We start from the raw sequence: 13,725 nt of genomic DNA, 5'->3' as shown, positions 1-13,725 counted from the left end.
AATCCAACGGTGGAACTCAAAACTTATCTAGCCATTTTCTCATAGCTTTTTTGACTTTGGTTCCATTTCGTTGTCAGAGGTTGCTTGGTTTACCAGCAATCCGTCCGCAAAGGCGGCCACGTCTTCGCCAGTTACTTGAAGAACACTTTTTTCTTGTTGCGCACTGTCTTCAAACAAATCCAACAGATCAACGAGTGGTTGGAAATCGCTGGCAAGATTTACTGGATCAACTTTCATAAAGTACTTTTGTATTTCTTTATAGACGATTCGATAATCATTCGGCAACTGATTTGCCCGTTTTTGCAGAGCACGCCATTCTTTTTTACCTTCTAATGCTTCTTTTATTCCCATCTTCATCCCTCACTTTAGTTTTTTGGTCACTTGATTCAAGTGTTCTCGCAATTTGTCTCGCTCATTTTTAGCACCAGCTGCTTCAGCGATTTCTGAGATGAAGGTAGTCATATTTTCACCGATCACGCTATTGATTGGCAATTTTTCTGCGGCACTTTCTTCAAAAAGACCGACGATCCCTTCCAAGATAGGGTACAGATTTCTTCCAGAAAAATCACTGTAGTTCCAGATCTTTTGATTGAGTTCGCGCCACGCATCTTGGTAGCCAACGGGTAACTTATCAATACGAAGTTGAAATTCTTTTTGTTGCTTATTCATGTCGTTACCTGTTATTTTGTCATAAAAGTTCATGGTGGGCCTCCTAATTAATAAATAGTTGTTTGTAGCGTTTCATTGACAGAAAAGAGAAAAAACTTAGTAATAGGGCTAGCCATAAAAGGGTCAAGAGGCTGCTTTGGGAACCAAAAGAGAATGTACCAGCAAGCAAATTCTTTGTCGTTTCGATAATGGGCGTCATTGGCTGGTTCTCAGCAAATAGGCGCACAGGTTTTGCCATTCCAGCGACCGGCACAAAGGCTGGACTGATAAAAAGCAGGAAGATCAAAATATACGAAAAGGCTCCTGCTCCAGCATAATCTTTTGCTGTTAACGAGAAGGGGATAGCTAGCACAGTGAGACTAACGGCAAAAAGTACGATCAAAAGGGTGAAAAGCAGGAAGTCACCAATCGTTGCTTGTGGTCGATAACCCAATACTAGTCCGATCAGCAGTACTGAAAGTACAGAAATAAGCATAAAAATTGTTGAGGCGACAATGTGCGATCCTAGAATCACCCAACGTTTCATTGGCATAGATAATAATCGCGTCAGGAATCCTTTTGTTTTATCATTGTTGATCCTCAAAGCAGTGTAAGCCGATCCCATTGCCATAGACATCAGCAAAAATCCTGGCATAACGTAGCTAAGATAATCTGAAGGCTCTCCTGCAGTGCCCCCGACTAAAATATTGCCACCAATGACATAAACGAAAAAAAGTAAGATGAAAATAGGCATAACGATACTTGTAATGATCGTATCGACACTTGTTAAATTTTGTCTAACGATGCGGTTCGTTAATGTGAAAAGTTGCTTGATTGTCTTCATTTTTTAGTCCTCCTTTCCAGTAGCATCCAAGAATATTTCTTCCAAACTAAGTTCAATCGGAGCAGTTGTTAGAATGTCAATATCATTTTGCAAGAGTTTCATCATCGACTCTTTTAAATCATTTCTAGCAAGAATAATGGTGTCATTTTCAACCATATAGTGAATCGCAGATTCGTTTAGAAGAGAAGTCGCTTGATCGATCACTTTTTTTGGAACGATGACTTTGTGCAGATCTCTTGCTTGCTTTTTCAATTCTTGTGGTGTGCCAATCAATGAAATCTTCCCATCGTTGATAAAAGCGATTCGATCAGCTAAACGGTCTGCTTCATCAAGGTATTGAGTTGTCAGAAAGATCGTCTTTCCTTCTGCTTTAAGCTGAAGGATTAGTTGCCAAATCTCTAATCTGTTTTTTGGATCCACACCAGTAGTTGGCTCATCAAGAAACAAAATTTCTTTGTCAGGGAGCAGAGAGACTGCAATATCTAGTCGTCGCTTCATTCCTCCAGAATAGGTAGCGACTTTTTTATAGAGAAAATCTGCTAAATGAAGTCGTTCTGATAAGGTATCTATTTTCCTGCGCAGATGAGGGATGTCCAACAGCGTGCCAATTAGTTTCAAATTTTCAAAACCGGTAAATTCATCATCTAGTGTGATCGATTGACTATTCAAGCTGATGACATCCCGCACTTGATCGGAGTCATTTCGTAGGTCTAACCCTAAAATTGTTGCATTGCCGGATGTAGGGCTAGCGAGTGTAGTTAGAATATTGATCAGTGTTGACTTTCCAGCACCATTTTCTCCAAGTAAAGTAAAGATTTCGCCTCTTTTGATTTCAAGAGTAATTCCTTTTAATACGTCAAGATCACCATAGGTTTTTGTAAGATGCTCCACAGTGATGGCTTTCATAGTTATCCCTCATTCCTGATTGAAAAGTGTCTCGTGCTTGATTTTATCTAGCTGATCTACAAGAAACGTCCATTTACTCCAGAAATCTTGGAGGTAAATTTCCCCATTTGCGTTCAAACGATAAAACTTCCTTGCCGGTCCAAGGTCAGATTTCCTTTTTTCAACAGTTACCAATTCTTTTTTTTCTAAACGGAGTAAGACCGTATAGACGGTGCCTTCGACGATATCTTGAAACCCTAATTCGATCAGTGTATTCGTGATTTCATAGCCATAAGTCTCTTTGCTGTTATGGATGACTTGAAGCACGACACCTTCTAGCACACCTTTTAGTAATTCAGTCATTCCTTTCACATCGCTCATCCTCTCAAAAACCATTTGTCTCAATACCTAGTATTACTCAGTACTGCTACATAATAATACTTAGTAGATGGACTGTCAACTACTAAGTATCATTAAGCAAAGATGCAAAAAAAAGTAACACCTTGAAAAAAGCTTCCCGCTTAGTGGCGAATGGTACTCAGGAGACTGGATCCTGTTAAACTGAGCTTTATTGTGGGCTGCTCTGCAACTTCTTCGTTCGAATCTAAGTTTGCAGCTAATCATCGAAGACAGTGATTAGCTGTTGCTCGCCGTTGTTATCACTCTTAAGAACAAGTTCAACAAGATAGGTTCTGATTTGATGAATTGTGTTCAGTAAAGAGAAATAGGACTTCGGTACCGATCATGGTGTGAATCATTGACATGAAATGTTAGACATCGATTGAGAAGGGAGCAAAAAAAATCGAGATTTATTGGGCTCTGTTATGAAACTAAGGATTGTTTCGTTAGGGAATGCCGCTGATATATAGGCGCCCAATGCACTTGATTTGACTGAGACAGTAAGCAAGCCTAGACTAAAAGAGGAAAGCTCACAATTGCTGCTCTTTATGCCCAGTCGGCGGAAATGTTCTGCCAGATGTTGAGAGAGGCTGTGTCCTGCTAAATAACAAAGAACATTGAATAAAAAATCGTCTGATTCAGCATATAAGTGTATGAATAAACATTGATGTGATGAATCAGGTTATTTTTATTAACAAATTCTTGAATCTAGAATAAAAAAACGGTAAAAATAATTTTAATCGATAAAAAACGTTATTTAATTAACGTACAATTTTTTAGGTTGTTAGATCAGTGATTTCCTAGTATCTAGTAAAAAACTCTCATTTTCGACTCAGCATATCGCCATTTTACAAAACATAATCTAAGCAAAATAACCTTGTAAAGGAAGCCAAACGGGAATAAACTGGCATTTGTGAATTTTCAGAAAAATTTCTAAATTTGTTTTTTATAAGGAGCCAGTAAGTATGGAAAAAGAAAAGACTTTCCTAGGACAGCCGCGAGGGTTGTCGACACTATTTTTCACTGAGATGTGGGAACGATTCAGCTACTATGGCATGCGGGCCATCTTAGTTTACTTTATGTATGATGCTGTAACAAATGGTGGCTTAGGCCTACCTAAATCAACGGCTGTAGCGATCATGTCAATCTACGGTTCACTCGTTTATATGTCTAGTATCGTTGGCGGGTGGATCTCTGACCGCTTATTAGGATCGAACAAATCCGTTTTTTATGGCGGGATCCTTATTATGTTTGGACATATTGTTCTGGCAGCGCCTCTTGGTATTGCTGCACTATTTGTTTCTATGATGTTGATCGTTATTGGAACAGGTTTGTTGAAGTCCAATGTGTCAGGGATGGTCGGCCACTTATATTCGAAAGAAGATGTGCGCCGAGATGCAGGATTTTCAATCTTTTATATGGGGATCAATATTGGTGGACTTTTAGCACCGATCATTGTGGGTATTTTAGGTCAAAACGTCAATTACCATTTAGGTTTTTCAATAGCAGCTATCGGAATGTTCATTGGTTTGGTGCAATATTATGTTCAAGGGAAGACAACGTTGAAAGATGTTGCAACGACACCAACTAATCCATTATCTGCGCAAGAGAAAAAAATCTTTTTCCGTAACGTTATCATCGTACTAGTGCTTGTAGCAGTGGTTTTCGGCGGTGCAGCTGCGATGGGCTATCTGACCGTTGATTTCTTTATCAATTGCATCAGTATCTTAGGAATATTTTTGCCGATCTACTACTTTACTAAAATGTTGCGTTCTCGTGATGTGACACCGGATGAAAAGAAAAAAGTTTTAGCGTATATTCCTTTGTTCTTATCTGCAATCGTTTTTTGGTCCCTAGAAGAACAAGGGTCATCAATATTGGCACTTTTTGCGGCCGATCGGACACAAGATACGTTGTTTGGGATCACGATTCCGGCGAGTCTTTATCAAACACTAAATCCATTGTTTGTCGTGCTGTTGACACCGGTATTTGTTTGGTTGTGGACGAAACTTGGCAATAAACAACCTAGAACGGAAGTGAAATTTGCAATTGGTTTGATTTTAGCAGGTTTGTCTTTTGTCTTGTTGATGTTCCCAAGTATGCTGTTCGGAGTCAATCAACGGGTAAGCCCATTGTGGCTAGTCTTTAGTTTCTTTATCATGATTGCTGGCGAAATGTGTCTGTCACCAGTTGGATTGTCTGTAACGACCAAGTTAGCACCAAAAGCCTTCGAAGCGCAAACTCTTGCTATTTGGCTATTAGCAGATGCTTCTTCGCAAGCGATCAATGCTCAGATTGCTCGTTTCTATACACCGCAAACAGAAGGGGCTTATTATGGCATTGTCGGTGGTGTTGCAGTAGTCGTAGGGATTATTCTTTACATGGCAAGAAAACCGATTCGTAAGCTGATTGGGAATATTCACTAATCAACGGACTTGATCTTGAAAAAGATCAAGTCTTTTTTTGCACTTTTAGTCAAGTTATGAGAAAATAAATGGGAACATATGTTCCGTAGGAGGGGTTAAATGCACACGCGACGCTATAAAACGATTCTTTCACCAAACAATACAATGAATCTCTATCGAGGGTGTACACATGACTGTATTTATTGTGATAGTCGCAGCAGCTGCTATCAGATGGCGCATCGGTTTGAAGATATCGAGATCAAAGAAGCAGCAATAACGATTTTGGACCAGCAATTAAAGAAGCGCCGACAGCCTTGCATGATCGTTACCGGTGCTATGTCAGATCCTTACGTTCATGCAGAACAGCGTTTGAGACAAACGAGGCAAGCACTGGAAGTAATCAAAAAGAACGGTTTTGGTGTCGCGCTTTTGACCAAATCAACGCGTGTGTTGGAAGATTTGGATTTGCTGATAGAAATCAACCAGCAAACGAAAGCAGTTGTTCAAATGACTCTAACGACTTATGATGAAGCACTATGTAAAAAATTAGAACGACAAGTCGCTACCACTTATCATCGTTTTTTGGCGCTTAAGACGTTTCAAGCAGCAGGGATTCCTACTGTTGTTTGGTTATCACCTATTCTTCCTTTTATCAATGACAGCGAGGAGAATCTGTTGGGGGTTTTGGACTACTGTCGCCAAGCGGGAGTGAAAGGCATCATCTGTTTTGGATTTGGGGTGACGATGCGGGAAGGAAATCGCGCATACTTTTATCAGCAACTAGACCGTGATTTTCCTGGTATGAAGGAAAAGTATCAGCAAGCTTTTGGCGATCGGTATGTTTGCGACAGTCCGAATCAGCAAAAGCTAATGGCTATTTTTTGTGCATTCTGCCAAACCTATCAAATCCTTTATCGACCAGAAGAAGTCTTTGCCTATATCCATCGTTTTGAAGACCAGCAGTTGACACTCTTTTAATTCGCGTCTTTTAAACAAATGAAATAGCCGCAAGGACTGAGAGTGTTCCAGTGTACGAGCAACACCTCGTCACTCTGTCACGAGGTGTGCCAGTTCTCTTATCCTGCGGCTATTTTTATTTGATTTTTCTGATATGCGATTCCTTATGGTGAAAAAAACGAACGTGGTCTTCTTAAAGAGCCTGCCAGTCGATGGGCTGCCGCATGACCTGCTGGTCGCGGATCAACAGCATGTCTTGGAAAGTTTGTTTTAGAAAATAGCGGTCATGGCTCACAGCAATTAACGTACCACCAAAGCGCTGAATCAATTCTTCAATTTCTTCACGAGCATAGATATCCAAATGATTGGTAGGCTCATCTAATAGCAGGACGTTGATTTTTTTATGAAAAAGTTTCAGCAGATAAAGGCGAATCTTCTCACCGCCAGAAAGATCCTGAATGCGTTTTGAGACATCATCCTGATAAAAACCGATTTGTGCCAGTTGTTGTCGTGCAGATTGTTCATTGCCTATGAACTGATAGGCAAAGGATAGGACCCGCATAGCGGGATTAGAAAATGAGAGCTTTTGAGGCAGATACCCGATCTGCAGATTACTGCCGGATTTGATCGTTCCCGCGTCAAGCGCCAAAGTACCTAACAAAAGCTGAATCAGGGTCGTCTTACCGGTGCCGTTTTCACCAATGATCGCTAAGCGATCACCACGGTAAATCGAGAAACTACTGTCTTCAAAGAGTAGCCGATCAGCCATGACTTTACCGATATTTCGGGCGATAAAGACTTCTCTGCCTGTTCGATCACTTTGATTGACTGTGCGTATCCTTTTTTTAGGAGGCAGCGGGGGCTTGACGAGAGTGATCTTCGCTAAACGCTTTTCAATTTCTTTGGCTTTACGGAAAAAGTCCTCATTGTCCCCTTCATTCCCCCATTGGCGATAACGGCGAATCATCGCTTTAAGCCGCTGGCATTCTTTTTGCTTCAGCTCATAGTTCTTAGTCAGTTCTGCGATTCGAGCTTGTTTCAATGACCGATATTGGCTATAGTTTCCCGGATAAGAAATCAATTGACCATCTTCGATCTCACAGATCCTAGTCGTCACTTTGTCCAGAAAAGCGCGGTCATGAGAGATGACGATATACGCTTTTTTCGTATTGATAAGATAGTTTTCCAGCCAATGAAGACTAGCTAAATCAAGATGATTCGTGGGCTCATCCAGTAAAAGCAAGTCATGCTCTGTCAACAGCAATCTTGCTAGTTCTACTTTGACTCGCTCCCCACCACTTAACGCCTGCAAAGAAGTTTCTTGCAACTGCGCTATTCCCAATCCTCTTAAACTAGCAAGAATCCGGTCTTCTAACAGATAGCCACCGAGTTCTTCAAATTGTAGCTGTAATTGTCCATAGCGGTCCAATAATTTCGATAAGTCAGCGTCAGGATCGCTCATCTGTTGTTCACAACGTCGCATCTTGCGACTTATCTCTTGCAGTCGGGGGGAAGAGGTTTGTAAATACGTCAGCACCGTTTCTGAAGAGGGCGAAAATTCTTGTGCCAAATGACCAATAGAAAGACTTTTACGTCGGCTGATCGTTCCAGTATCATTTTTCTCGGTCCCGAGTAATAAATCTAATAATGTTGTCTTACCAGAGCCATTGATGCCGATTAAACCAATCTTTTCACCGGGATCAATTTGGAAAGTTAATTGTTCAAATAGCGGGGTACCGCCAAAATTTTTACTGATTTTATTTGCTTGAATTAGCATGATCTCACTCCTTGAGACCACTCAAAAAGGCCATGGAAATCCATGGCCTGCGTTATTTTTATCTGATGTTGTTCGAGATAAACACCTTGAGATGGCCATTGATTTTACGAATATTCAACTGTTTTAGACAGACTCGTCCCTAAAACGGTTTTTGTAAAACCAATTGCATGGCTAAATGCGATATGGTAACGCTGATAGTTGACGTTACATGTTATTTTAGTCATGCGCATCATGGTGTTTCCTCCTTTTGCTTATTTGCCAATAGTGTACCGCAAGTGACCTTACTTTGCAATTAGTCAGTTAGTTTTTTCTTGACTGGAACAATTTCAGAAAGGTTACTTGCCTTCGGTTGCCCAATCACTAATGGAACGGTCTCATGGACCACGTCACTGTAAGTGAGTCCAAACCAACGTTCCGGAGAAATAGTATGCCGTTTGATAAAGAGTTTGGTTAACATTACTTGCCGCTCCCATCGGGTTAATGAGGTGACATTCGACAACTCTTCTTCGATCAGAACAAACTGGAAGTCGCCAACTTGACGTCCCGGGGTCAATGAGTATTTTTGCGGCTGTTTTGGTAAGCGACCATCCTTCATCAATTCTTGAATGATTTGTCGGATGTAGACATTGACTTCTTGAGAAACCCGAAAGCCCAAGTAGAGTTTCAATTTTACGATGAAATCTGTCTCAGCCATCGAGACTTCGTACTGTTTTGTATAAGGTTCATCTGTGACTTCCACATTTACAAACCAATACACTTTGGCGCGTTTCGGCCGTTTATCAAGGATCGAATAAATAAACTGACGGCCAATCGTATTTCCTTGCAGTTTTGGAACTAAAAAGACGACATTGGTCTGAGAAAATGGCAATGTCTCATCATTCCGCAATTCCTGTAGTTGGGGAATGTATTCGGTCAAGTCAACTTCTTCGGCAGCTTGTTCTTGAATGTGGTTGCCCCATTCCCAAATGAGCATGATGGCGATAATCAAAGCGGCCATCAAAACCGCAACGAACCCACCGTGGAAAAATTTTGCGGCACTCGAGATGAAGAAGATGCCTTCGATAGCTGCAAAAAATAAGGTAATAAATGGAGCGATAAATCGCGCTTTTTTGAATTGACGCAAAAAGAAATATAACAAGACTGTGGTCATCAGCATAGTTACTGTAATCGCTAAACCATAAGCGGCCTCCATTCGCGTGGATGTCCGGAATAAGAGAACGACACCGGAACAAGCGATCCACAGCATCAGGTTAAGCGCGGGGATATACATTTGTCCGATGGAAGAACCAGGATACATGATCTGCATCCGCGGCAACAAACGCAACTTGATTGCTTCCGAAACTAACGTGAAAGATCCGGAAAGTAAAGCTTGGGAGGCAATGATTGCAGCCAACGCAGAAAAGCCGACGCCAAAAACGGTCCAACCTTGAGGCAAAGCCTGGAAAAAAGGGTTTAGGTTTTCAATCTGTTGATAGGCAGGATCTTGATAAACCTTTAATAACCAAGCAGCTTGACCTAAGTAATTAAGCATCAAACAGATTTTGATGTAAGGCCAGCTGGCATAAATATTCTTTTTGCCCACATGTCCTAAATCGGAATATAGTGCTTCAGCACCAGTGGTTGCCAGAAAGATATTCCCGAGAATGAACAAACCTGAGGTGTTATCAGGGCTAAACAGTAGCCCGATGGCATAACGGGGATCCAACGCACGAATGACAGACAGATCACCGGAAAAGTTGATCAAACCGACGATCCCCAAAAAAGTAAACCAACCAAGCATGATCGGTCCAAATGCTTTACCAACGAATTCTGTCCCAAAGCGTTGCAGGCTAAAAAGAACGAAAAGGATCGTTAATGTAATCCAAACAATAATGGATTGATCATTCCCAAAATGATCATAAAACATCGGAATGCCCCGCAACCCTTCAATGGCTGTCGTGACAGTGACGGCAGGAGTTAGTACACCATCTGCCAATAACGCAGCGCCACCAATGATTGCCGGAATGATCAAGTAGCGGCTTTGCTTACGAACAAGTGTGTATAAGGAAAAAATTCCGCCCTCACCGTGATTATCAGCGTTCAAAGCGATTAAGACGTACTTAATCGTGGTAAGCAGAGTCAGAGTCCAAAAAACGAGGGAGACACTTCCCAATACAAAGTCCGGGGAGAGTGTTTTCAACCCGCCGTTGTCTTCAACGATTGCTTTCATCACATAGAGTGGGCTGGTCCCGATATCTCCATAGACCACACCCATGGCGACCAAAAGGCCTCCCGCGGTTAATTTTTTCATTTTACTCATAGATTTTCCCTCCAAATTGAACTGCAAAAAGACCCAAGAGGCCCTTTGCCACTTAGGTCTTGCAAGAAACATCATAGACCAGCGGATTCCCGCTTGCTGTTGATCTATGATCATGGAAAAACCCATGTGCTACTCCCCTAAATTGCTATAATTATCTTTGTTTTGCTGATTCCTGTCAACTTTTTTCATTTAAAATGTAAATAAACATTTTAAATTTTCTGTTTATTCACGTAAAATTACGTTAAGTCTTATTTCTAAGGGGGATAGTAAATGATTGAATTGAAACATGTAAGTAAAACGTACGGAACAAAAAGAGCATTGAAGGACCTTTCTTTGACGATTCAGCAAGGTGAGATCTTTGGTTTTTTAGGACATAATGGTGCGGGAAAATCAACGACCATCAAGAGTCTAGTTAGTATTTTACAGCCGACGAGTGGCGAAATCGTTTTTGATGGCAAAGCATTAGCCCAATACCGAGAAGAAATAAAAAAACAGATTGCTTATGTCCCGGATTCACCGGACATGTTTTTGCAGTTGACCGCCGGAGAATATTGGGATTTGATCGCAGCTGCTTATGAAGTACCGGGAACCCAAAAAAAGGTACGCTTAAATGAACTGGGCCAGTTATTTGATATGACGACGCATGCAGAAGAAACGCTAGCCAGTTTTTCCCATGGTATGCGGCAAAAAACCATTCTAATTGGAGCATTACTGCCGGATCCGGATATTTGGATCTTAGATGAGCCTTTGCAGGGATTAGACCCGCAGGCAGCGTTTGATCTAAAAGAAATGATGAAAGCACATGCTGCGAAAGGCAAAACGGTTATTTTCTCGACGCATGTCTTGGATACTGCCCAACAGCTTTGTGATCAGTTAGCTATTTTGAAAAAAGGCGAATTGCTTTATAACGGTTCTGTCGATGAATTGCTTGCACAAAATCCAGATCTTTCTTTGGAAGCGATCTATTTAAAAATGACAGGTAGAGGCGCGGAAGAGCCATCGTTGACAGAAAATGGAGGCGAGTTCAGATGAACAAGCGACAGTTATTGACGTTGACAAGCGTCAATCTTCGGTACGCCAATCCGCAAGTCACAGACAAAGCCCGTAAAAAAGGAAAAAGCGGGACACAATTGACTCGTTATTTGATCCAACAATATGTATTATCAGGTTTCGTTTTTTTAGTGATTTACGGCCTAACAATGATCGCACTGGATTTCAGCCGTTTGCCAGGTTTTTTCACTTATTATGTTGCTCTTTTTGGCGTTCTAGGATTTTCTCAAGGAATCTCATCCATTTTTAATGTCTTCTTTGAGAGTCAAGACTTGCCTGCATATTTGCCATTGCCTTTCCGGCAAGCAGAAATTTTCACCGCCAAGATTCTTGTTGTCTTTTTAACAGTGGCACCATTTGTTTTTCCGTTATTTGTCTTATTTCTTTTAACGGGAATGCGTTCACAGGTCTTTATTCTGCTCACGCTTTTGTTAGCGATTGTGCTCTTTTTATTATTTCTGGTGATTGTTTTTAGTATTTGTAGTTTGATCGTTTTTGGATTGGCTCGAACAAAATTGTTTCGTGAACATAAAAAAATGATGACCAGCTTGTTGTTGGGAATTTCTATGATCGTAGTAGTGGTAGGGATCTTGATGATGAATCAAACCAGTTCCTACGATACACAGATCATGGATCGCGGGGCCATTGCCTTTTTACTGCCATTTTTCTATATCATGCACAGTCCCTTTGCAGTTGCAGGAATCGGGAGCTTTGCTATTGTTCTAGTGGTTTGTTTGTTGCTGCTAGGAGCGATTCGGTTCTTTATTTTACCGAAGTTTTATGATCAGGTGGCGATGGCTGTGCCCGACCATGGAAGCGTGCGACGGAAGCAGAAATCCGGGCAAGGATTGTCGCAGATGTTATTCAGTTATAATTCCCAGCTGGTTCGTGATCCCAACTTGATTATGCAAGTATTGTCCACTTCACTGATGACACCGATCATTTTTATTGTGACATTTGCATTGAGCGGTACGTTTGATCTAGGACAAATGGATGCTCGTTTTTGCGGAGTGTTCTTTTTGGCAGGTATCGCATTAGCTGTGATGATGGTCAATCCAACTTCTTTTATCAGTACCTTGATTTCATTGGATCAGCAAAATTTTCTGTTTGTTCGTTCATTGCCGTTGTCTATGAAAAAATATTTACAAGCAAAATTCCGATTTGGCCTAATGCTTCAAATGGTTTTGACTGGCGGGATTGCCTTATTGGCGATTTTGCTCTTTAAGATGCCGATCCTATTGGCAACGACTTTCTTTCTAGGTACGTTACTTGGTTGTTACTTGCTATGCTTAAAATATTTTGCTCGTGATTATCGCTTGCTTTTGCTTGATTGGACCAATGTCAGTCAATTGTTTACCCGGGGTGCCGGAAGTGTGGGAATGATCGTCGGCATGATGGTGGCACTTCTCCTTAGTATTCTGTTACTCGTCGGTTACGGTTTTGCAGCAACGATGATTCCATTTTGGCTCTTGAATGGTCCAGTCTTGCTGGTTCTGTTGATTGGTAGCGTGCTATGGCACAACTACTATCAAAGAAAATTTTGGCAGTTGATTCACTGAGTCTAGTCGCCATCAATAGCGCATAGAAAAAGAAATAGATTTAATCAGAAAATTCAGAAAAAAGACTTTACAAGTATTCAGAAACATGATTAGATAATAAATAACCTATTACTTTGCTTTCATTTTTTGCTGGCAAGCTTGCTCCACAGGCTTGTTGCAAGAGACTGTGCCAAATGTCAGAGTTATTGATCAGAAGGAACCAGAAGTTGTCCGCTTCAAGAAAGACAGCTAGGTCATTTTGAGCTGAGACGGATGGCGCAGTTTTTTTAATGGCTAAAACTAACAAATCGTGAAAAATAGAAAAAAAACACTCTGACAAGCACCTTTTTGTCAGAGTGTTTTTGTTTTTGATTTGAGTATGTGTTGGTTCATTCAGAGATTATGCTTCCTCTTTTTCGTTGGTTGTTGGCAGATGATTGTCAAGGTCTGTCCGTACGACCAATACGTCACAAGAGGCATGACGGATTACATACTCAGAGACTGAACCAATAAAAATTCGTTCGACGGCATTGAGACCAGTAGCGCCGATCATGATTAAATCGATTTGATTATCTTCTGGTAATTGTTTCGCAATGATTGGTTTTGGCGAACCGTATTCGATGACAGTCTTTACTGCAGTTACTTGGTTCTTACGGGCATAGTCTTCATAATCTTTCAATGTTTGCTTAGCCATTTCAGTCGCTTGCTCAGCCAACATGCCATCAAAGGAAGAAACAGTTTGAAAGGCACGGGTATCGATTACATGGGCTAGTACCAGTTCAGAATTGTTCCGTTGGGCCACATTGACCGCTTTTTTAAAAGCTAATTCTGACTCACTTGAGCCATCGACTGCAACCATGATTCGTTGATATTGTTGTAACATATGAAACACTCCTCTCAGATAACTTCATCTTTATTGTAAA

Annotated in this window: 13 protein-coding genes; 4 read left to right on the top strand and 9 right to left on the bottom strand. The window is 41.1% G+C overall.

Features of this window, described 5'->3' with window-relative positions; genetic code table 11:
* Positions 1–39 precede the first annotated feature (39 nt).
* From HED61_RS01600 to HED61_RS01580, 5 genes are read right to left on the bottom strand one after another with little or no spacing between them, the layout of a single operon-like run.
* A complete protein-coding gene (locus HED61_RS01600) occupies positions 40–351 on the bottom strand; it encodes a DUF1048 domain-containing protein (protein ID WP_081131434.1) in 312 nt (103 codons plus the stop codon).
* Positions 352–360: 9 nt separating this feature from the next.
* A complete protein-coding gene (locus HED61_RS01595; RefSeq protein ID WP_081131433.1) occupies positions 361–702 on the bottom strand; it encodes a DUF1048 domain-containing protein in 342 nt (113 codons plus the stop codon).
* 10 nt (positions 703–712) lie between these two features.
* On the bottom strand, positions 713–1,492 hold the full coding sequence (locus tag HED61_RS01590; RefSeq protein ID WP_081131432.1) for an ABC transporter permease: 780 nt from the start codon (positions 1,490–1,492) through the stop codon (positions 713–715).
* 3 nt (positions 1,493–1,495) lie between these two features.
* On the bottom strand, positions 1,496–2,398 hold the full coding sequence (locus HED61_RS01585; protein WP_138371446.1) for an ABC transporter ATP-binding protein: 903 nt from the start codon (positions 2,396–2,398) through the stop codon (positions 1,496–1,498).
* 9 nt (positions 2,399–2,407) lie between these two features.
* Positions 2,408–2,749 (bottom strand): PadR family transcriptional regulator, encoded by a 342-nt coding sequence (locus HED61_RS01580; protein ID WP_005472869.1) that lies wholly within the window; start codon positions 2,747–2,749, stop codon positions 2,408–2,410.
* Positions 2,750–3,741: 992 nt separating this feature from the next.
* Between HED61_RS01580 and HED61_RS01575 the strand changes: the two genes are divergently transcribed.
* Entirely contained in the window at positions 3,742–5,202 is a 1,461-nt protein-coding gene (locus tag HED61_RS01575) for a peptide MFS transporter (protein WP_003128449.1), read from the top strand.
* Between the two features lie 99 nt (positions 5,203–5,301).
* Positions 5,302–6,159 (top strand): SPL family radical SAM protein, encoded by an 858-nt coding sequence (locus HED61_RS01570; RefSeq protein WP_171917778.1) that lies wholly within the window; start codon positions 5,302–5,304, stop codon positions 6,157–6,159.
* A 172-nt stretch (positions 6,160–6,331) separates the two neighbouring features.
* On the opposite strand, the gene abc-f is transcribed toward HED61_RS01570, so the two are convergent.
* The 3 genes from abc-f to HED61_RS01560 form a co-directional block, all read right to left on the bottom strand.
* Positions 6,332–7,915 carry a ribosomal protection-like ABC-F family protein gene (gene abc-f, locus HED61_RS01565; protein ID WP_138371448.1) on the bottom strand — a complete coding sequence of 528 codons (1,584 nt, stop codon included), beginning with the start codon at positions 7,913–7,915 and terminating at the stop codon, positions 6,332–6,334.
* Positions 7,916–8,019: 104 nt separating this feature from the next.
* Positions 8,020–8,148 (bottom strand): hypothetical protein, encoded by a 129-nt coding sequence (locus HED61_RS16885; protein ID WP_005472862.1) that lies wholly within the window; start codon positions 8,146–8,148, stop codon positions 8,020–8,022.
* Between the two features lie 59 nt (positions 8,149–8,207).
* On the bottom strand, positions 8,208–10,214 hold the full coding sequence (locus HED61_RS01560; protein WP_005472860.1) for a KUP/HAK/KT family potassium transporter: 2,007 nt from the start codon (positions 10,212–10,214) through the stop codon (positions 8,208–8,210).
* A gap of 270 nt (positions 10,215–10,484) precedes the next feature.
* Here HED61_RS01560 and HED61_RS01555 point away from each other — a divergent pair, with 270 nt between their 5' ends.
* Positions 10,485–11,246 (top strand): ABC transporter ATP-binding protein, encoded by a 762-nt coding sequence (locus tag HED61_RS01555; RefSeq protein WP_219645415.1) that lies wholly within the window; start codon positions 10,485–10,487, stop codon positions 11,244–11,246.
* Positions 11,243–12,823 carry a hypothetical protein gene (locus HED61_RS01550; protein WP_003128454.1) on the top strand — a complete coding sequence of 527 codons (1,581 nt, stop codon included), beginning with the start codon at positions 11,243–11,245 and terminating at the stop codon, positions 12,821–12,823. The genes HED61_RS01555 and HED61_RS01550 overlap by 4 nt, the downstream gene beginning before the upstream one ends.
* Before the next feature lie 379 nt (positions 12,824–13,202).
* Here the strand turns inward: HED61_RS01550 and HED61_RS01545 are convergent, their stop codons facing one another.
* Positions 13,203–13,685: a universal stress protein gene (locus tag HED61_RS01545; RefSeq protein ID WP_003128457.1), complete on the bottom strand. Its 483-nt coding sequence runs from the start codon at positions 13,683–13,685 to the stop codon at positions 13,203–13,205.
* Positions 13,686–13,725: the final 40 nt, after the last annotated feature.

It is taken from the genome of Enterococcus gallinarum (genome assembly GCF_021496385.1).
Lineage (GTDB): Bacteria > Bacillota > Bacilli > Lactobacillales > Enterococcaceae > Enterococcus_D > Enterococcus_D gallinarum.
The sequence above is the reverse complement of the archived record's forward strand: the minus strand, read 5'-3'. Positions and strand labels throughout refer to the sequence as shown.

Coding starts and splice junctions, on each gene's coding strand:
- HED61_RS01570 (WP_171917778.1), top strand. CDS start 5,302: ATGCACACGCGACGCTATAAAACGATTCTTTCACCAAACAATACAATG.
- HED61_RS01560 (WP_005472860.1), bottom strand. CDS start 10,214: ATGAGTAAAATGAAAAAATTAACCGCGGGAGGCCTTTTGGTCGCCATG.
- abc-f (WP_138371448.1), bottom strand. CDS start 7,915: ATGCTAATTCAAGCAAATAAAATCAGTAAAAATTTTGGCGGTACCCCG.
- HED61_RS01595 (WP_081131433.1), bottom strand. CDS start 702: ATGAACTTTTATGACAAAATAACAGGTAACGACATGAATAAGCAACAA.
- HED61_RS01575 (WP_003128449.1), top strand. CDS start 3,742: ATGGAAAAAGAAAAGACTTTCCTAGGACAGCCGCGAGGGTTGTCGACA.
- HED61_RS01545 (WP_003128457.1), bottom strand. CDS start 13,685: ATGTTACAACAATATCAACGAATCATGGTTGCAGTCGATGGCTCAAGT.
- HED61_RS01585 (WP_138371446.1), bottom strand. CDS start 2,398: ATGAAAGCCATCACTGTGGAGCATCTTACAAAAACCTATGGTGATCTT.
- HED61_RS01590 (WP_081131432.1), bottom strand. CDS start 1,492: ATGAAGACAATCAAGCAACTTTTCACATTAACGAACCGCATCGTTAGA.
- HED61_RS01555 (WP_219645415.1), top strand. CDS start 10,485: ATGATTGAATTGAAACATGTAAGTAAAACGTACGGAACAAAAAGAGCA.
- HED61_RS01550 (WP_003128454.1), top strand. CDS start 11,243: ATGAACAAGCGACAGTTATTGACGTTGACAAGCGTCAATCTTCGGTAC.
- HED61_RS16885 (WP_005472862.1), bottom strand. CDS start 8,148: ATGATGCGCATGACTAAAATAACATGTAACGTCAACTATCAGCGTTAC.
- HED61_RS01600 (WP_081131434.1), bottom strand. CDS start 351: ATGGGAATAAAAGAAGCATTAGAAGGTAAAAAAGAATGGCGTGCTCTG.